We start from the raw sequence: 18,909 nt of genomic DNA, 5'->3' as shown, positions 1-18,909 counted from the left end.
TAGTTCACCCTTCTTTTCATATTGGATAACATACTTTATGCAACACAATCTATTTATATGAAGAAAAAGGAGATAATCCATACGATTATGGAAAGTTTTATGAAAAAGCCTGTTCTCTCCTTGTCCAATTGCTCGATTAAGATAGATAGAATTTCTCCAATTATGACAATCAGGAGAATTCCATATAGTAATGCTGAGAAATCTACCATTAACCCTTCACACCTATCAATAGTTTGGCAAAAAGCATGATTAAAATTATTGTAAAGAAAAACGCAAAGGCTATTAATACGGAGATAATCGAAAGTACAAATAATGTTTTTCCAATATCATCTAATAGACCGCTAATCTGCCCATCAACAAAAGGTTCAAGAATTGCACTGAGAAAGCGATATAGAAACGCAATTAGAATTGTTTGTATCGTTGGAATAGATATTAAAACTAATATAGATACCAAAATAGAATTTCCTGTGATAGCAGAAGCTGTAGATGAGTAGCTTTTCATTGTACTGATACTTTCGGTAAGCAAAGAACCAACAAAAGGTATATTGTTAGAGATCAATCTTTTTACTGTTTCATTTACAGCCCCGCTCACTGACCAAGTAATCACACCATTGACCGTTATAAATAGACTGTATAACAGAAGCATGATGGAGGTGGCTCCCACCAAAGTCATACGGATTAAATCTGACATTTTAGAAAAAGAAATGGCAGGTTGAATCCTAGTGATTAAATCAAAGAGAAAGGCTGCTAATAATGCAGGAATCATAATTTTATCTACCATAATAGATGTAAAGGTTGAGAACAGCAAAACGACCGGGTTCCATAGAGTGACTAGAAATGCCCCTCCAGATAAAGCTATCCCTGCCGTTAATACTGGATAGACTCCCAAAAACACGTGTACCAGCTCACCTGTTACTACTTGAACCATTTTTACTGTTCGAAAGGCAGGCTCCAAACAGTAAAAACAAATAATAAAAATAAACAATAATTTAAATAACCTTTTACTGCTGGGAATAAGCCATTCCAAACACATAAACGCAAAACCGAACAGGAGAATATAAACGAACGTTTGTATTACTTCTTTTGCTGGTTGCAAAATTGTTGCAATAATTTCATCCATTACTGCTCATTCCTTCAAGAGAGTAGTCCCATAACTGAAAAAAACTTTTCATAAAATTGTTTCATATGTTGGAGCCATACGATAAGTAAGATTGCCTTAGTCGTGAATGTAATCAGTGACGCCAAACTAGTGTACTCATAGTCCTCTAAGAGTTCTTCAACAATTTGCGAAATAAATAGGAGGATAACTGAGAACAATAATAGTTTTACGATTGGTAGAATCGCTTCTGGAACACTGGAGATATACTGATTAATAAAAGGAATAATGATTGAAGTAGTTAAATACGTTAAAAAGAGAAAAATATAAATGGTATAAATAAGGGAGTGAAGTTTGGGGTAGATTTCTTTAACTAACTGCAACAAGCAAAATGCTATTATAATAGTAATATAGACAATCATTTGCTAACTCGTCATAACAAGCCATTCTAAAAATGAGGAGATTTCATAAAAGAACAGCCTTAGTAAACGAAGCAATTCTATTGTCATGTAAATGTATCCTACAAAAAACAAAAAAAATGCAAACTCTTTTTTCCCTGTCGATTCAAAAAACAAGTGAAGAATTGCTATCAATAAGCCTATACCCGCAACTCGAAGTACATCGTGAAGTTCCACAATGCCTCCCCCTTCCCTATTACGTACTATATGTGGGACAGGTGGAGAATATGAACGAATAGTAAGGAAATACCTAGTCCGCTATATGTAACAAATTGAATAAATTCATAGTTTCTATTTATGTATAAAAATACGAACAATAAAAAAGTACACAATTATATACATATACTTTGCGATGAATAAAGTATAATTGATTTTTCACTTTAAGAGTATGTGTTCCGCAGCATGAACGATAAGCCATCATCGTGGCTTACCACAGATTCGCCGCCTGTCGTTCCAATAAACAGACTGACAAATGGTCGTTTTATAGAAAAATGCTATTTTGGAATTAATTAAATTCAAAAAAATTAGCGATTATTTTATAATGATTATGGATAAAACTATGAATTAAAAAGCGAGCCAATGTCATTGTAGGAATAGGCAACTATAGATTGTAAACTAGTATAAAAGGAAACAAAAGTGCTCTACTCGGAAGTTTTTAGCTAGCTGTATAATCCAACCAGTTCGCTTACCGTAAAGAATACTTGCATCCGGTAAAGGGAATAATATATTAAGCTAATCCAGCAAACGCTCTAAACTTTCCAATTAACTTCAAGAGGCATTGCGTTTGAAAATAGAGTATGTTTCTAGTTCAATATAAAAAGGTACCAGGAGGTTTCCCTCTTGATACCTTTTTTGATTATATTATGCTCTTGAAACGTATGAGCCTTCATCAGTATTAATGATAAGTTTATCACCCACATTAATAAATAGTGGCACTGTAACAACTAAACCTGTTTCTAATTTAGCAGTTTTTGAACCACCACCAGAAGTATCTCCTTTGATTCCTGGCTCAGTTTCTATAACTTCTAGTTCCACTGATTTTGGTAATTCTACACCAAGTGTTTCTCCTTGGTATTGTATTACTTGTAATTCCATGTTTTCACGAAGGAATTTTAATTCATATTCGATTTGGTTTTCATTAAGCTCTAATTGCTCGTATGAATCCGTGTCCATGAAGATATGTTGATCTCCGCTTGCATAAAGGTATTGCATTTTTTTGTTATCGATTTGAGCTTTCTCCACTTTTTCTCCAGCACGGAAAGTTTTTTCATTCACAGAGCCGTTACGTAAGTTTCTCAGTTTTGAACGAACAAATGCAGCACCTTTTCCCGGCTTTACGTGTTGAAAGTCTAGAACACGGTAAAGAACGCCGTCTACTACGATTGTTAAACCTGTTTTAAAATCATTTACTGAAATCATTTAATTTCCTCCAAATTACGATAATATTAATAATTCTTTTGTAGAGTGTGTTAGCTTTTCTAGGCCATTCTCAGTCACGAGTGCATCGTCTTCTATACGAACTCCACCTATGTTCGGTAGATAAATCCCAGGTTCTATTGTAATAACCATGCCTGGTTCTAAAACAATGTCCGATCTGAATGATAATCCAGGTCCTTCATGAACTTCTAGTCCGATACCATGACCAAGTGAATGGCCAAATGCTTCCCCGTATCCTTTTGAAGCGATATAGTCTCGTGCGATCGCATCTGCTTCTTTTCCAGTCATTCCTGGTTTAACCTTTTCAAGAGCTAATAATTGAGCATCTAAAACTACTTGATAAATTTCTTTTAGTTTTTCACTCGGCTCTCCTACTGCAAGAGTACGGGTTGTATCAGAGATATAACCATTATAAAGAGCTCCGAAATCTAATGTAACAAAATCTCCAACTTCGATTACTTTGTCTGTTGCTACTCCATGTGGCAATGCAGAACGTGTCCCTGAAGCTACAATTGTATCAAAAGAAGAGGAAGTAGCGCCACGTTTACGCATAAAGAATTCCAGTTCATTCGAGACTTCAAGTTCCGTCATGCCAGGTTTTATGTAAGTCACAATATGCTCATATGCCTCATCAGCTATACGACAAGCTGCCTTTATTATACTAATCTCTTCGTCCGTCTTTATCAAGCGAATTTTTTCAACCACTCCCGACAAAGGTACAAGATCTGATGAAACAGCTTGCTTATATAATTCATAAACGCTGTATGTCACATCATCTTTTTCAAAGCCTAGTGATTTAATACCCATTTCTGTTACTTGGTTAGAGACTTCCTCTAATAGAGTTTTAGTATGCTGAACAATACGAAAATCCTTCACTTGACTAGCAGCCTGTTCGGTATAACGGAAATCTGTGATAAACACTGCATCATTTTTAGATACAATTGCGACACCTGCTGTACCAGTAAAGTCGGTAAGATATCGTAGATTGTACCCGTTTGTGATTAATAATGCATCCACGCCTCTTTCTTCTAATGCTAAACGCAGCTTTTCTAATTTCATCATTAGCCCTCTTCTCATTATCAAAATAAACTCTATTGTCTATTTTATCATAGGAAAGGGAGTGGGTAAATTTTCATTTTCCAATCGGCTGATCCTTGGAATGAAATATGGCTGACTCCATGAGAAATCGCACACCTATAACGACGATGCAAATAAAGGGAATGGATGTTTTTTTTATCGTTTTAATCATTGTAGCATCACTAATCAGCCACTCTACGATAAATGCTAGAATAATCCCAAAAATGATACTGGAAATAGCAACTGGAACTTTCGCCGTCAAAATACTTATATAATAAATCACTAAACTTATTGCCCAAATAACTAGAAATAAAACTAACCAGCGAAGATAAACATTTGTATCATCGAACATTTCGAAGGATTTTGAATAACCTACTGGATTCCATTTAACAAAGTGAAATAAATGTAAAAATTTAAGCAATGCAGTAACTACAACAGCAGCTGCTAAGCTCGTAAAAAAAGATAAACTTTTCATGCACAACATCCTCCTTTTTAATCAGTTTGTGCCTTTCCTAGTTTTACTAAACAAAATAAGAAAAACATTTCCTATAGAAGATTCATAAAAAAATAAGTCTTTAAAGCAGTAGTTTTACATGTAAAAAAAGAGCATATGCAGAATCTGCATATGCTCTCTTCTATAATATTTACAGTCCACATTTTAGCTGTGCATTGCAATTTGTACAAGTGTTACATCCACCCATTTCCTCTACCGTACCTTTACGACAGACTGGACAAGTGTTTCCAACTTCAGATCCTATTGTTACGTTTGTAGAACGTAAATCCTGAATCGTATCGATCAAGACAATCGGACGTTTTTCCATTACTTTTTCTTCTTTTACTGCATCATCATCTACTGTGTTTTCTTCTGCTTTTAGCGTTAATACCTGTGAATCACGACTTCCATCTACGTAAACTGTTCCACCTTTTGCTCCACCGCTATACAATCGCTCATAAACTGCCTCTACTTGTTCTACAGTATAGCCCCGAGGTGCATTTACTGTTTTCGATATAGAGCTATCAATCCAACGTTGGATGATACATTGAACATCTGCATGTGCTTCTGGTGGTAATTCCATGGCAGTAACAAACCAGTTTGGCAATTCATCTTCTTTTACAGTTGGATTTGCATCCAAATATTCCTGTACGATATCCGCTTTTACTTCGATAAACTTACCTAAACGGCCACTTCTGTAATACGTGAATGAATAATAAGGCTCTAATCCTGTAGATACTCCAACCATTGTTCCAGTAGAGCCAGTAGGAGCAACCGTTAATAAATGAGAATTACGAATTCCTTTTTCAAGCACTGCTTGACGAATCTCTTGGGGCATAGTTTGCATAAATCCAGTTTCCGTAAATGCCTTACGAAGTCTGTTCGTCTCTTCTTCCGTCTCTCCAGTCAAGAATGGGAAGCTTCCTCTTTCGCTTGCAAGTTCCGCAGATGTTTCATAAGCAGCTACAGCAATTGTCTTAAAGATTTCGTCCACAAGGAGATTACCTTCCTCCGAACCATACTCTTTTTGGCAATAGATTAAAAGGTCTGCTAATCCCATAACTCCAAGACCCACACGTCTTTCTCCTAGAGCTTGAATTTTGTTCTCTTCTAAGAAATATGGAGTTGCATCGATGACGTTATCTTGCATACGAACACCAACACGAACAGTTTCTTTTAATGCTTCAAAATTTACTGTTTTAGTATCTTTGTTAGCAAATTGCGCTAGGTTTACTGCAGCTAGGTTACAAACTGAGTATGGTGCAAGTGGTTGCTCTCCACATGGGTTTGTAGCGACAACTTTTTGTCCATATGCAGTTGCATTCGTTTTTTCGTTAGCATTATCGATAAAGAACACACCTGGCTCTGCAGAATAAGTTGCACAGATATTGATCAGGTTCCATAATTCTTTTGCTTTCACTGTACGGTATGTACGAACCTTGTAGCCCATACGCTCCCACTCGCGAACGTCACCAATTTTGTGCCAGTTTTCATTATAGAAGGTCATTTCTTCTTCTGTATAGGATTCTGTTGCTGGGAATCGAAGGTCGAAGTTCCCGTCCTCTTCCACAGCCTTCATGAAATCGTCTGTAAGAGTTACAGAAATGTTTGCTCCAGTTAAAAACTCAGGGTTATGAACTGAGAAAGTACCTCCGTCACGCAGTTTTGTTTCTGCATCGCGGATAATCTCATCGCTGAAGCCTCCTAAGCCTGGAATGTTTTTATAGTTAACAATTCCCTGGTACATATTTTCTTCTTGTGCAGTAAGAGGCTTAAATTTAAGCTTGTCCTTTGCAAGTTGTTTAATGGTTTCATCCTTAGTGTTCTCGATCAAAAAGCGAAGAATACGTGGATTTTGCATTTTAGAAATGATAAATTCCGCAATATCTGGATGCCAATCCGCAAGCATAATCATTTGTGCTCCGCGTCTTGAACCACCTTGTTCTACTAGGTGAGTAAGTTTAGCAATATCATCTAACCAAGATACAGACCCTGATGATTTACCGTTTACACCACGAGCCAATGTATTACGTGGACGAAGAGTAGAACCATTTGTACCTACTCCTCCACCGCGACTCATGATTTCCATTACTTGTTTACGGTGATCACTGATTCCTTCACGTGAGTCAGCAACAAAAGGCATAACATAGCAATTGAAGTAAGTTACATCTGTTCCTGTACCCGCTCCATATAATACTCGTCCAGCAGGTATAAATTTAAGGGAAACTAATTGTTGATAGAACTTTTCAAACCATTCAACTCTCTTTTCTTCCGTTTCTTCTACAGAAGCAAGTCCAGTTGCATTACGCTTAGCAATTTGTTCATAATAAACCTCTAACGGTTTTTCAATTACACTCAAAGGACGGCGAACGATGCCTGATTTTATCTTAGAGCTATCATCTATTGCACTGCGATAGTCTTCTTCGATTAATACTTCCGCCGTTTTATCTTCCTCGTTAATAGATACAATATAACCGAGACCTCTAGCAGGAAACTTAGGGTCTTCCTTTACTGTTAAAACGACAAAATCTCCTACTTTTAGCGTTTTCTTTTCAGTATCCTTGAATGAATATCTGTCAATCATTACCAATCGAGATACACCTTTGTGTGTTAGATTCATATCTTCTGTTATTGGATGGACTTGAGGAAATAATGCGATATCTCGATTTAATTCTTTTACATTTAATTTCATATTAGTTTCATTAGTAGTAGTTACCAATTGTTTTCCTCCTTTCTACAACTCGTATTGACACAAGATGTAGTAGATTTATATATCATACGGTACTACATATAGAGGTGTAAAGTGATTTAATCTGGCAAATTAATTTTTAAGTATTAATTCCTATTCCTCATTTTGACCATATGCCTTTAAGACTTTTATTTTTTTAAATTCCATTCGTCATTTGCATAACGCCGTTTTTCCAACGTTTTCACATATTCAATTTGTTTATCATTTAAGCTAAATGGCACCAATTCAACATTTAAAGCTTCTGAAAATCCATCCCTAAAAGCAACCTTGCATATGTCTATAGGTATCGGTTTTTGTAATAATTTGTTTATAGCGACAGCTTTTTGATTTATACTTTTTTTCACCTTTTCACGTGCTTCATCCGTAGAAAATTTAAAAGTTTGAACTAGTTTCTCATCGTCTAAATCTAAAAGTATCGCTCCATGCTGTAATATAACACCTTTTTGTCTAGTTTGAGCACTACCTGCAACCTTTTTACCTTCCACCACTAGCTCATACCAACTAGGTGTGTCAAAGCAAACGGCAGTTTTAGGATTCTTTAGAGCTTGTAGCTTATCAGGAGTGTTAGGAATAGAAAAGTAAGCTTCTAATCCAAGACTCTGAAATCCTTTCAACAGTCCCTCACTGATTACTCGATATGCCTCCGTGACTGTTGCTGGCATATCTGGATAGTCTTCCGAAACAATGACGCTATATGTAAGTTCATGCTCATGAAGAACTCCTCGCCCACCTGTTGGTCTTCGAACAAATCCTAAACCAAGCCTGCGAACTGCTTCCATATCTATCTCTTTTTCTACCGATTGAAAATAACCAATTGATAGAGTTGCAGGATTCCATTCGTAAAATCGAATCACAGGTGGAATCAAACCTTCACTATGCCAGTCTAGAAGTGCTTCGTCAAGCGCCATATTATAAGATGGGGCGCACGGACCTGAATCAATAAAGTACCATTTTGTTTTTTCCAAACTTCTCCCCCCTAACAACGCTATTCATTTTACCAAAATGATTGAATTGTATCTAGCAAATCTTTTATAATAGATATTGGAAGTATAGAAAGGGGAAAGACCGTGTTAGAGACTCTTTATATTATCATAGCAATATTGGTCGTATTATTAGTTTATGCTGGAATTTCAGCATACCGACTAAAGAAAACAGTTACAAACCTTACGCAGGAACAATTCATCGAGGGTTATCGAAAAGCTCAGTTAATCGATGTGCGTGAACCAAAGGAATTTGATGGAGGTCATATTCTTGGTGCAAGAAATATACCATCATCTCAATTGCGTCAACGTCACAAAGAAATTCGACCAGATAAGCCAGTATATCTTTATTGCGGAAATGGCGCAAGAAGTGGACGCGCAGCCATGTTCTTAAAGAAAAAAGGCTACACGCAGCTTAACCAATTACAAGGTGGTTTTAAAAGCTGGACTGGAAAGATAAAATCCAAATAATATAACATAAGGTTCTTCTTACCAAGAGGAACCTTTTTTGTTTAGAGCTTTTACATAGGGGGATTGGCTAATGAAGGTATTATTTTCTAACGAAGAACAATTTAGAGAGTTACACCCAAACTATGAGGATTTTGCTATTTTAACACGGAGAGTCATTAAGCTCTTAAATGAAAATTATGAGGGCAATTGGCAATTAGTGGATATAGGAGATCATATAATTCAATTAGATAACAGTCTAATCGAAATGATGGAAAATGAACTGATTCAATACAAAATTTTAGGAAATATTTATGAAGCAAAGCCATTAAGTAAAATTGCCAATAAATCTTCACTTTCGATGGAGAGCAAGCTAGAGATTGTCAGTACCTTTGAAAATACGGTTATTTTATTTCCTGAATATCAAGTGGCTGTAACGATGGCCTTTAATTTTTCGGGAGGGAATGCTTGGCCTGAATATTTTTTCTTTTCCACTTCCCCTGAAGGTGCCCTTTACTTTTTAGAAGAAATAAACGAAAAGCTACGTGAACTTCTCATGCAATCTGTCACCTATTTGGTAGACACGGAACACGGGGTACAACGAAGAAAATATGGGGAGCAAGCTGCCGTTCAAAGAGAGGAAGTTTTACTCGAGAACCATATTAAACAAGATATTTTTCGTTCTATCGATGAATTTTTTAATGAGGACGGTCATTTTTTCAAGGAATACGGTCTTCCATACAAAAGGGGTATCTTACTTTATGTTCCCCCGGCAATGGAAAAACAACATTAGTTAAATCTATAACAGGATCTACAAAGGCTCCGGTGGTGTATTGGCAAATCACTGAATTCACAGGAAGCCATTCAATCCAAGAGGTTTTTGGGATAGTTACAAGATTAGCACCAGCTATTCTTGTAATAGAGGATATTGACTCGATGCCTGAGTATACACGCTCCGTCTTTTTAAACACGCTAGACGGAACACAATCTCGCGAAGGGCTATTTATCATTGGAACCACTAACTACCCTCAAAAGATTGATCCTGCACTTATTAACCGAGCTGGAAGATTTGATCGTGCCTATGAAATTCCTTCACCCCCGCAAAAGGTAAGAGAAAATTACTTACGAAAGGTAGATAAAAAGAAGATTTTTACTGAGGAAGTATTGACAGATATAGCTAAACGTTCAAAGGGCTTATCTGTTTCCCAATTAAACGAATTGTACATGTCCATTGCATTGAATTGGCATTACGATGGGGAGCTTGGATACGAAAAACGTATTAACGAACTAATTCAACAAAACAAACGTACTCTTAAAAATGACTGGGAAGAGGACGATCATTCTATTGGCTTCTAATTTCTGCATAAACACTCCTGGATTTTAGTAGGAGTGTTTACTTTATTTATATAACTTTTTATACATAATAAATGTATGAATATTATATTTCAACTTGAAAAAATATTGAGTTTCTTCTATATAGAAGGACATATAGTTTATGAGAGAGACATCATAGTTAAAATCGTCCTATTATATGCGCAGAATGGAGATATTACCTCCCGCTCCATCTCTAGTAATTAAACGAGAGACTATCTAATCGATAGACGAATATTACTTCAGTTTATCTCTGGAGTACTCCCACTTCTCTTTATTTCCTCCGTGTTTGTAAGTACATTCCCTCCCTTCAACCAATTTTCTAATATATCATTGAAAAATTCTGGAGCTGCTAATGGAATTCCATGGCCTATACCACTAATAGTAATCGCATTTGCACAATCATGTTTGTTCAATAGGTCTCCCGCCGAATTTTTCATCACTTTTTTTTCTTTATCTCCTACAGTTATAAATAGCCTAGTTTTTACATTAGAATATTCGAATGGAATATGAAAGGACATATTCTCCTCAAGAACTCTTGTAAGGGTGTTTAAAGACATTTGGTTGCTCTCTTTGAAGTATTGTTCAAATCTATCTTCTCCTATATACAATGTCTTTGCTTGGAGCTTAGAAAAGGATCTACTCTTTATGAACGGATAAGTTAACTTTAACGAAGGTTTAACCATTTGCTTTCCAAGCGGTATCTTTCTTACGAGTGCACTATTAATCATTGCACAGTTTATTAAATTTTTGTTAATACATAGCATTTGAATAGCTATTTGTGCTCCTAACGAAAAACCAACAACAATTTTCTTCTTATCTTCATGCTGTTCCTGAAGTAAATGTATGAGTTGAAAAGCGCAATCCTCAATAGAGACAAATTCGCTCTCATTATCTTGGCCATGACCAGGAAGATCTGGTACAATACAATGATAGTTTTCTTTAAAGTACTGAACCTGCTTATCCCACATCCACCCTGCTACTCCTCCACCATGTAGAAATAGGATTATTTCGTCGTTTTCTTGGCCAAATTCCTTGTAATATAGGACCATTTTATTTCCCGCCTTTTCTTTTGTCCTCCAGACTGTAATTGTTTATCTGAGATGCCATCTGCTATCTTCTGAAAACAAAAAATAAGTAACATAAATATAGCTAACGGAGGTATTATGAGCCACAATTGTTTTGTTAGAAATACTTCCTTCGATATGGAAATCATTCCTGACAATTCGTAAATTTCTCGTGATAGTCTAGGGCTATCAAGAAAGTTAATTGCTCCACCAACAAAAATGGATAAAACACCTAAATGTACGAGTGTTTGAAGTACTTGCACTATGTGCTGGGCCCAATATAACCAAAGTTTCCTACCTATTTGTGGATTAATATGCTTTAGTACAATCCATATTAAAGACCCTCCCATTACAGCAGAGTTTTGTACATATTCTTTTTTAATCGCCTCATTCATTTCGTTGCCAATAAGACTAGTAGTAATCGGAAGCACTAGCACAGACATGATAAAAACTTGGATAAACAATCTTTCCCACAGTGTTGTTTGCCATTCACCAGAATAGGCGATTAAAATCGGTAGAAGCAAAATATACATTAATAATGTTAAAGGTAAAAAGTGCATCCCGTCAGCTATACTATTAATGACTTTTCTCCATTTAGCTTTTAAATAGAAAGCATAAACAAAACCAAATACATATCCTCCAAACACTCTAACAGTAGCGACTAGAAGAGTTAACATAATAGTATATTTTGTTCCAACAAGTAGTTGTTGGAAAATGGAATATCCATGTGGATCCGTGCCTAAAAGAACACTACTAGATGGAGGCAGTGGCGACCTCCCGATTAGAGATCCGTTCTCGTCATATAAAAAATTTATCTGTTCCACATGGTCATCATAGAAAAAATAATATGCTACACTTACACTTAGCAGGCAAAAAACAATCATTAATGGAATTGTTATATTCACATACTGAGTGAGGAGAGCGAATATACTCACCCTTTTTTTAGTTTTAAAACGAAAAAGATTCTTCCACTGGTGGGAATCCATGAATGAAACTCGCAACCCTTCGAAAAGAACACTTTTTTCTCGCTGACCCTTCTTAACCGTATTTTCTCCAATCGAATAAAAAAGAAAAAATGGTATAAATATAGATAGAAGTATGTACGCAATGCCCTTTGGAGTGAAATCATTTCTTAAATAATGCAGAATCCCCGGAATCCCAAAAAGATACTCTATGATAAATAAGGAAGACAGAGTAAGCCAGACAATTGACTTTGATTGAAAAAAGACACTTTGTAAGACGTTAGAGGTACAATGCCTAAGCAGAACCTCTAGCTTGGATAGACCCTTCGATCTAGCAAGCTCTACATATGGCTCTCCCATCTCTTGATTAAATAAAAGGACAAATAATTTATAAAAAAGAATGGTCGGAATTACTGAAAGACAAATAACTGGCGCAGCATAAATAACTTCTCCTCCTAAGCTATAAAAGGAAAGAATGCGATAACCAGACATTTTATATATCTGGACTACTGCTATTTGGATAAGAAATATATAAGCGAAATCGGGTACAGCAGTAAGTAAGTTTGCTAATTTTAATAAGACTTTTTGAATTGGCCCTTTTGAAATAGTTGTGAGAATAGCCAAAATAAAGGAAACAAACATAGAAAAAACCAACGAGGCAATCAAAATAGTCATAGAATACAAATATGGCCCTTTAAAATAATTACCTAAGCTTATAGGAATAGATTCACCTGTTTCAATAACAAAATAACTAAGAGACCATTGAGATGGTAAAACTAAACTTTTGCTCACCTCTAGCACTGTATGAAAATATAAAGAAAAATCGAATATGCTACCTATTTGAAACAAAACAACAGGGACACTACTAATTAAAACAATGCCCAAAACTCCTAAAAGAAACTTTCCTAATAAATTGAAACATTTACGCATATTTTCCCCCCTAGAAAAGTCTCTTTTAATGTTCTAAAGGGTTATACGTAATTTTTAGCTAAAAGTTTCAAAAATGTTAAAATTTAGATTTTATGTGGATTTTTTTACATTGTTAGTAAGATACATAGCTATTATATATATGACTTGTTCCTATTCATATCTGTAACTAAATTAGGATTTTCTTTCTTCATTTTTTCGACTAAAATTTCTGCATTTGTTGGATCCTTTATTAACATATCTAATTCTCTTTGCGTGATTCCTACCAACTGTATAAAATCTACTCTTCCATGAATGCTATCTATACCTAGAATCTCTGTGTCTTCCACAATAAGCAGAGCTGTAATTGCAGATTCTACTCCAATATGCAGAGAACCTCCATTACCTGCTACATACTGTAAAGGTTCAAACGGTCTTTTCTGTGTATTGGTATACCTAGCGAGATTAGAAAGCATAGATATTGCCCATAAACAGTCTTCTGTCTCTTCCTCCGACAGCTTAATAGTCATTTCATATCCCCAACCACTCCATTCACCACCAACTGCTTGTTCGTCCACGTATAACTCGGTCATTCCATAAGTCACAATATGCTTATATCCATTAGGAGATTGATAAATACTATACCCGTCAATATATTCATCTCCGCCAAACATAACCCTAGAATGTAGATTAGTTCCAAAATGAGCTGGCTCCTGATTTGGATAAAGCTGATCAAAGACTACATCTATTGCATCCCAACCCGGTGACCAATCCTCTTGTTTTGCTGCTCGCTTTTTATATTCTTCTAAATTCATAGTACATCCATCCTCTCATCTGTAATTATATTAAAAGCTATCTGTATAAAATAAATGTTTCACTCCCTAAATGGGTGAATAAGTTATTAATTCTACGAGAAATGGGACCATTAAGTTTCAGATTTGGCAGATTTCAATATGGAAATTGCGTGGAAAAGTGATTTATGACCGGATAGATTTTTTTATGACCGTTCAGAGAGGTTTTATGACCGGATAGAAAAATTTATGACCGTTCAACAAACTAAAACCACTTGGAGAAATAAAAAGAACGTATCAATAAGACCAATACGTTGTGACCTTGCTTCTTCTCGATTATGAAACAAAAAGCATCAAAAAAAAAAAAACAACGATAGAATTGTTACAATAGATTTTTTGTACTTTAATAGTAATCATCAATGATATAGGTGGTGTCTTTTTGGAAAAAGAAGTGAAAAAGAGCCTGATTAAAATTATAACCGTTACTGTCGTAGGTGTAATTCTAATATTAATGGTTCCTATTCTTTTTAATTTTTTTTTCTAATAACTGTTTTCACATTATTATCTCCTACAGAATTGGGCTCGTCCTTTTAAGAAAGAATGGGAGAATATTATTCTCTTATTCTCCCTCTTCCTCCTTCGACTTTTTCTATTATGCCCTTTAACTTCAGAGATGCAATAGGGTAACCTTATTATTTTCATACATCTCATCTCCTCATATAATTACTAGATTACAACTATTCGTATAGCCATTTTAAGCAATACTCCTATAAAAAAAGTGCGACCCCTTAGGATCGCACTTGATAATTATGATTTTGTGTATCTTAAAACAGGTTTACGAGCTGCCTTTGTTTCGTCTAAACGATTGATTACCGTCGTATGTGGTGCATTTTGAACGATTTCTGGATTTTCTTCCACTTCTTTAGCTATTTGAATCATAGCTTCGCAAAATGCATCTAATGTTTCTTTCGATTCAGTTTCAGTTGGCTCGATCATCATGCCTTCCTCTACATTCAATGGGAAGTAGATTGTTGGTGGATGATATCCGAAGTCAAGCAGACGCTTAGCCATATCTAATGTACGAACTCCTAATTTCTTCTGGCGACGGCCACTTAAGACGAATTCATGCTTACAATGGCGGTTATAAGGAAGGTCGTAATAAGCTTCCAAACGTCTCATCATATAGTTAGCATTTAATACTGCATATTCTGTTACTGCTTTTAGACCATCTGGACCCATAGAACGAATATAAGTGTATGCACGAACATTGATACCGAAGTTACCATAGAACGGCTTAACACGGCCAATTGTTTGTGGACGATTGTAGTCAAATGTGTATTTGTTGTCCTCTTTAACTAGAACTGGGCTTGGAAGGAAAGGAATTAAATCTGCTTTCACTCCTACTGGTCCAGAACCTGGACCACCACCGCCATGAGGACCTGTAAATGTTTTGTGCAAGTTTAAATGAACGCAGTCAAAGCCCATGTCTCCTGGACGTGCTTTAGACATAACAGCATTTAAGTTTGCACCATCATAGTAAAGCTTACCGCCTACACCATGGATAATTTCAGCTAGCTCTAAAATGTGTTCCTCAAATAATCCTAGTGTATTAGGGTTAGTAAGCATTAGGGCAGCAGTATCTGGACCTACGACACGACGAAGATCCTCTAAATCTACTAAACCATCTTCATTTGACTTAACTGTGATTGTCTCAAATCCTGCTACAGTAGCAGAAGCTGGATTTGTACCATGTGCAGAGTCAGGCACAATTACTTTTGTCCGCTGTGTATCACCATTTGATTCGTGGAATGCACGAATCATCATAAGAGCGGTCCATTCACCGTGGGCTCCTGCAGCAGGTTGTAGTGTAACTTCATCCATACCTGTGATTTCTACTAGAGATTGCTGTAGATCATACAACATTTCCATTGCACCTTGCACTGTTGATTCATCTTGAAGTGGGTGTATGTTCGCAAATCCTGGGAAGCGTGCAACAGATTCATTGATTTTTGGATTGTATTTCATCGTGCATGAACCAAGTGGATAAAAGCCTGTATCCACTCCATGGTTACGGTTAGATAACGCTGTATAGTGACGCATAAGGTCAAGTTCTGATACTTCTGGAAGCTGTGCCTCTTCTTCACGCATCATCCCTACAGGTAATATTTCGGATAAATCTACTTCTGGGACATCTAATTCAGGAAGACTATATCCTACTCTACCCTCTTTTGTTATTTCAAAAATTAGTGGTTGATTGTCCTTATGCATAAAGAGCCCCCATTTCTTGAACGAGTGTATCTATTTCTTCTTTTGTGCGTTGCTCAGTTACTGCGATCAACACATGATTTTTTAGATCAGAATAAACGCGGCCAAGATCAAACCCACCAATCATTCCTTTTTCAAGAAGCTTACGATTCGCATCAGCTATTGAGCCATTAACTTTAACTACGATTTCGTTAAAATGTGCCCCTTGGAAAGGAACCTCAAAACCAGCTTTTTCAAATGCTAGTTTCGCATAATGAGTCTTAGTAATATTTTGAATAGCCATTTCTTTTACACCTTTTTTACCAAGGGCAGTCATTGCTACAGATGCGGCAAGAGCATTAAGGGCTTGGTTAGAACAGATATTGGAAGTAGCTTTATCACGACGAATATGTTGTTCGCGAGCTTGTAGCGTTAATACAAATCCACGACGACCTTCCTCATCAGTTGTTTCTCCAACAAGACGGCCTGGTACCTTACGCATTAATTTAGAAGTTACTGCAAAGAAGCCACAGTGCGGTCCGCCAAATGCTTCAGCAATACCAAAAGGTTGCGCATCTCCAACTGTAATATCTGCTCCAAATTTACCTGGAGGTGTCAAGGCACCCAAAGCAAGAGGATTAGCAGAAACAACAAACAATGCATTTTTTGCATGTGTTATTTGTTCAACTTTCGTTAAATCTTCAATTTGACCGAAGAAGTTCGGATATTGAACCATAACCGCCGCAGTATCCTCATCGACAGTTTCTTCTAGCTTAGCTAGGTCCGTTACTCCATTTTTCATCGGTACAGTAACCACATCCACATTTTGACCCTTTGCATAGACTTTAACTACATCAATGTATTCAGGGTGGATTGCCTCAGAAACAACTAATTTCTTACGTTTCGTGTGTCCTGCCGCAAGGTTACCTGCTTCAGCTAAAGCAGTACCACCGTCATACATTGACGAGTTTGCAAGGTCCATTCCAGTCAATTCGCAAATCATTGTTTGAAACTCAAAAATAGCTTGGAGCTCACCTTGAGATATCTCTGGTTGGTATGGTGTATAAGCTGTATAAAATTCAGAACGTGAAATAACATGATCCACAACGATTGGCTTGAAATGATCATATACTCCGGCACCTAAGAAAGAAGCGTACTGTTTACTATCTGCATTTTTTGCAGCTAACTGGCTTAATTCTTTTAAAAGAGCAGATTCTGCCTTTGCAGGTTTAATATTATACTCACCTTTAAAACGAACCTTTTCTGGGATATCAGCAAACAATTCATCAATAGAAGAAATGCCGATTACTTCTAACATTTCCTTTTGATCTTGTTCAGTCATTGGTAAATAACGATGCTTCATCAATGGACAACCTCTTTCTTTGGCTTATTTTTCTCTTTTATAAAATGGAGTAGGTATAGTAACTGCTTTTAGTCGCTTGTTGCGAATTTCAACCTCTATCTCTTGACCAATTTCTGCAAATGTTGCGTCAATTAGAACCAGACCAATATTCTTTTTCAAAGTAGGAGATTGAGTTCCCGTAGTAACAAATCCAATTTGCTTATCATTTGCAAAGATTGGATAACCCGTACGAGGAATTCCTTTATCAATCATTTCAATTCCAATACTCTTTCTAGGCACACCATTTTCTTTTTGTTCTACTAAAACAGATTTGCCATTAAAATCTTGTTCTTTATTTAACTTCACAACAAAGCCAAGCCCTGCTTCAAGAGGAGTAATATCCTTCGACAATTCTTGGCCATATAATGGTAGGCAAGCTTCAAAGCGAAGTGTATCACGAGCACCTAGTCCACAAGGTAGTAAACCTTCTTCTTTACCTGATTCTAGAATTCTGCTCCATAAATCTTTCATATCATTGCTAGCTGCATAGATTTCAAACCCGTCTTCTCCTGTATAGCCAGTTCGAGAAACTAGTACTTGTTTGCCAGAAACGTCTATATTATCTTTAAATCTGAAAAATTTAATTTCAGTTAAATCCTGAGAAGTTAACTTTTGAAGGATTTCTTGTGCTTTAGGACCTTGCAGAGCTAACAGGCCATAATCATTTGATCTATTGTCCAACTCAACACCATCAATAGTATGTTGTTTCATCCACTCAAAGTCTTTTTCAATATTACCAGCATTAACAACTAACAAATAATGTTGATCTTCCAGTTTATAAACTAAGAGGTCATCGACAATTCCACCTTCTTTGTAGCACATCACATTGTACTGTGCTTGCCCATTCACTAACTTTGAAATGTCATTGGTAACAAGACTTTGTAAATAGCTTTCACTGTTCGGACCTTTTACAAAAACTTCACCCATATGGGATACATCAAATAATCCAGCTTTCGTACGTACTGCCTCGTGCTCTTCTTTAATACTTGAAAACTGAACTGGTAGCTCCCAGCCACCAAAATCGATTGTTTTCCCTCCGTAAGATGAATAGACATCAAACAAAGGCGTACGTTTTAACTGTTCTGACAATTTAAATTCCTCCTTTTAATAGGTAGAAAAAGCATAAGTGAAAAAAAGCTAAATGGTTTCTTAATCGCAAAAAAGGACAGAAAAACCCCTTTAACGTAAAAAGGGTTCTCTGTCCTGGCACCTGAAAGTTTACCATAAATGGCTTTCCCCTTTGGTGGCTTTCCGTTCATAACGAAAGCACTCTCCAGAGTTGCGTCCTATACGAGTTCTTTTGCCTGAGAGATTCATAATAGTAATTACTTGCTCCTTCGGCGACGCAGCTGATGCGTTCTCTCCCCATATATTCATCCGCTAAATATAGACAAAACACTAGCTTTGTCTATATCCTAACATTGAACCT

At 36.3% G+C, this 18,909-nt stretch carries 18 protein-coding genes and 1 riboswitch; of the genes, 3 read left to right on the top strand and 15 right to left on the bottom strand.

Annotation, left to right across the window (positions count from 1 at the left end):
• Positions 1 to 53 precede the first annotated feature (53 nt).
• From D0S48_RS20500 to D0S48_RS01105, 9 genes are all read right to left on the bottom strand, one after another.
• The gene (locus tag D0S48_RS20500) at positions 54 to 209 is read right to left on the bottom strand and encodes a hypothetical protein (protein ID WP_191696878.1); all 156 of its coding nucleotides are present in this window, start codon (positions 207 to 209) and stop codon (positions 54 to 56) included.
• Positions 209 to 1,120: a stage III sporulation protein AE gene (locus D0S48_RS01140; RefSeq protein ID WP_151109495.1), complete on the bottom strand. Its 912-nt coding sequence runs from the start codon at positions 1,118 to 1,120 to the stop codon at positions 209 to 211. The genes D0S48_RS20500 and D0S48_RS01140 overlap by 1 nt, the downstream gene beginning before the upstream one ends.
• Positions 1,121 to 1,134: 14 nt before the next feature.
• Entirely contained in the window at positions 1,135 to 1,518 is a 384-nt protein-coding gene (locus D0S48_RS01135; protein WP_151109493.1) for a hypothetical protein, read from the bottom strand.
• Between the two features lie 3 nt (positions 1,519 to 1,521).
• Positions 1,522 to 1,731, bottom strand: coding sequence for a SpoIIIAC/SpoIIIAD family protein (locus tag D0S48_RS01130; protein WP_144536004.1), 210 nt, complete (start codon positions 1,729 to 1,731; stop codon positions 1,522 to 1,524).
• 684 nt (positions 1,732 to 2,415) lie between these two features.
• Positions 2,416 to 2,973 carry an elongation factor P gene (gene efp, locus D0S48_RS01125; RefSeq protein ID WP_144536002.1) on the bottom strand — a complete coding sequence of 186 codons (558 nt, stop codon included), beginning with the start codon at positions 2,971 to 2,973 and terminating at the stop codon, positions 2,416 to 2,418.
• Between the two features lie 15 nt (positions 2,974 to 2,988).
• On the bottom strand, positions 2,989 to 4,053 hold the full coding sequence (locus tag D0S48_RS01120) for a M24 family metallopeptidase (protein ID WP_191963848.1): 1,065 nt from the start codon (positions 4,051 to 4,053) through the stop codon (positions 2,989 to 2,991).
• A gap of 70 nt (positions 4,054 to 4,123) precedes the next feature.
• Positions 4,124 to 4,543 (bottom strand): hypothetical protein, encoded by a 420-nt coding sequence (locus tag D0S48_RS01115; RefSeq protein WP_144535998.1) that lies wholly within the window; start codon positions 4,541 to 4,543, stop codon positions 4,124 to 4,126.
• Positions 4,544 to 4,712: 169 nt separating this feature from the next.
• On the bottom strand, positions 4,713 to 7,280 hold the full coding sequence (locus D0S48_RS01110; RefSeq protein ID WP_225321661.1) for a vitamin B12-dependent ribonucleotide reductase: 2,568 nt from the start codon (positions 7,278 to 7,280) through the stop codon (positions 4,713 to 4,715).
• Positions 7,281 to 7,438: 158 nt separating this feature from the next.
• Positions 7,439 to 8,275 (bottom strand): lipoate--protein ligase family protein, encoded by an 837-nt coding sequence (locus tag D0S48_RS01105; protein ID WP_151109489.1) that lies wholly within the window; start codon positions 8,273 to 8,275, stop codon positions 7,439 to 7,441.
• Between the two features lie 102 nt (positions 8,276 to 8,377).
• Between D0S48_RS01105 and D0S48_RS01100 the strand changes: the two genes are divergently transcribed.
• From D0S48_RS01100 to D0S48_RS21220, 3 genes are all read left to right on the top strand, one after another.
• Entirely contained in the window at positions 8,378 to 8,761 is a 384-nt protein-coding gene (locus D0S48_RS01100) for a rhodanese-like domain-containing protein (RefSeq protein ID WP_144535993.1), read from the top strand.
• 70 nt (positions 8,762 to 8,831) lie between these two features.
• Complete coding sequence (locus D0S48_RS21225; protein ID WP_370455715.1) at positions 8,832 to 9,530, top strand: hypothetical protein; 699 nt, start codon at positions 8,832 to 8,834, stop codon at positions 9,528 to 9,530.
• A gap of 32 nt (positions 9,531 to 9,562) precedes the next feature.
• Positions 9,563 to 10,093 carry an ATP-binding protein gene (locus tag D0S48_RS21220; RefSeq protein WP_370455713.1) on the top strand — a complete coding sequence of 177 codons (531 nt, stop codon included), beginning with the start codon at positions 9,563 to 9,565 and terminating at the stop codon, positions 10,091 to 10,093.
• A gap of 257 nt (positions 10,094 to 10,350) precedes the next feature.
• Here the strand turns inward: D0S48_RS21220 and D0S48_RS01090 are convergent, their stop codons facing one another.
• The 6 genes from D0S48_RS01090 to gcvT all read right to left on the bottom strand — a co-directional run bounded on the left by D0S48_RS01090 (position 10,351) and on the right by gcvT (position 18,569).
• Positions 10,351 to 11,160 (bottom strand): alpha/beta fold hydrolase, encoded by an 810-nt coding sequence (locus D0S48_RS01090; RefSeq protein ID WP_151109487.1) that lies wholly within the window; start codon positions 11,158 to 11,160, stop codon positions 10,351 to 10,353.
• Positions 11,115 to 13,067, bottom strand: a complete 1,953-nt coding sequence (locus tag D0S48_RS01085; RefSeq protein WP_151109485.1) for an ABC transporter permease subunit — start codon at positions 13,065 to 13,067, stop codon at positions 11,115 to 11,117. Before D0S48_RS01085 ends, D0S48_RS01090 begins: the two co-directional genes overlap by 46 nt.
• A gap of 131 nt (positions 13,068 to 13,198) precedes the next feature.
• On the bottom strand, positions 13,199 to 13,858 hold the full coding sequence (locus tag D0S48_RS01080; RefSeq protein ID WP_151109483.1) for a suppressor of fused domain protein: 660 nt from the start codon (positions 13,856 to 13,858) through the stop codon (positions 13,199 to 13,201).
• A gap of 783 nt (positions 13,859 to 14,641) precedes the next feature.
• Positions 14,642 to 16,102, bottom strand: coding sequence for an aminomethyl-transferring glycine dehydrogenase subunit GcvPB (gene gcvPB / locus D0S48_RS01075; protein WP_151109481.1), 1,461 nt, complete (start codon positions 16,100 to 16,102; stop codon positions 14,642 to 14,644).
• Positions 16,095 to 17,441, bottom strand: coding sequence for an aminomethyl-transferring glycine dehydrogenase subunit GcvPA (gcvPA, locus tag D0S48_RS01070; RefSeq protein WP_151113638.1), 1,347 nt, complete (start codon positions 17,439 to 17,441; stop codon positions 16,095 to 16,097). The genes gcvPB and gcvPA overlap by 8 nt, the downstream gene beginning before the upstream one ends.
• 24 nt (positions 17,442 to 17,465) lie before the next feature.
• The gene (gene gcvT, locus D0S48_RS01065; protein ID WP_151109479.1) at positions 17,466 to 18,569 is read right to left on the bottom strand and encodes a glycine cleavage system aminomethyltransferase GcvT; all 1,104 of its coding nucleotides are present in this window, start codon (positions 18,567 to 18,569) and stop codon (positions 17,466 to 17,468) included.
• 193 nt (positions 18,570 to 18,762) lie between these two features.
• A riboswitch (glycine riboswitch) is annotated at positions 18,763 to 18,857 on the bottom strand.
• Positions 18,858 to 18,909 lie beyond the last annotated feature (52 nt).

The organism is Psychrobacillus sp. AK 1817 (genome assembly GCF_008807035.1).
GTDB classification, from domain to species: Bacteria; Bacillota; Bacilli; order Bacillales_A; family Planococcaceae; genus Psychrobacillus; species Psychrobacillus faecigallinarum.
The sequence above is the reverse complement of the archived record's forward strand: the minus strand, read 5'-3'. Positions and strand labels throughout refer to the sequence as shown.

Coding starts and splice junctions, on each gene's coding strand:
- D0S48_RS01140 (WP_151109495.1), bottom strand. CDS start 1,120: ATGGATGAAATTATTGCAACAATTTTGCAACCAGCAAAAGAAGTAATA.
- D0S48_RS01135 (WP_151109493.1), bottom strand. CDS start 1,518: ATGATTGTCTATATTACTATTATAATAGCATTTTGCTTGTTGCAGTTA.
- gcvPB (WP_151109481.1), bottom strand. CDS start 16,102: ATGCATAAGGACAATCAACCACTAATTTTTGAAATAACAAAAGAGGGT.
- D0S48_RS01090 (WP_151109487.1), bottom strand. CDS start 11,160: ATGGTCCTATATTACAAGGAATTTGGCCAAGAAAACGACGAAATAATC.
- D0S48_RS01120 (WP_191963848.1), bottom strand. CDS start 4,053: ATGATGAAATTAGAAAAGCTGCGTTTAGCATTAGAAGAAAGAGGCGTG.
- gcvPA (WP_151113638.1), bottom strand. CDS start 17,441: ATGAAGCATCGTTATTTACCAATGACTGAACAAGATCAAAAGGAAATG.
- D0S48_RS01080 (WP_151109483.1), bottom strand. CDS start 13,858: ATGAATTTAGAAGAATATAAAAAGCGAGCAGCAAAACAAGAGGATTGG.
- D0S48_RS01115 (WP_144535998.1), bottom strand. CDS start 4,543: ATGAAAAGTTTATCTTTTTTTACGAGCTTAGCAGCTGCTGTTGTAGTT.
- D0S48_RS21225 (WP_370455715.1), top strand. CDS start 8,832: ATGAAGGTATTATTTTCTAACGAAGAACAATTTAGAGAGTTACACCCA.
- D0S48_RS20500 (WP_191696878.1), bottom strand. CDS start 209: ATGGTAGATTTCTCAGCATTACTATATGGAATTCTCCTGATTGTCATA.
- efp (WP_144536002.1), bottom strand. CDS start 2,973: ATGATTTCAGTAAATGATTTTAAAACAGGTTTAACAATCGTAGTAGAC.
- D0S48_RS01085 (WP_151109485.1), bottom strand. CDS start 13,067: ATGCGTAAATGTTTCAATTTATTAGGAAAGTTTCTTTTAGGAGTTTTG.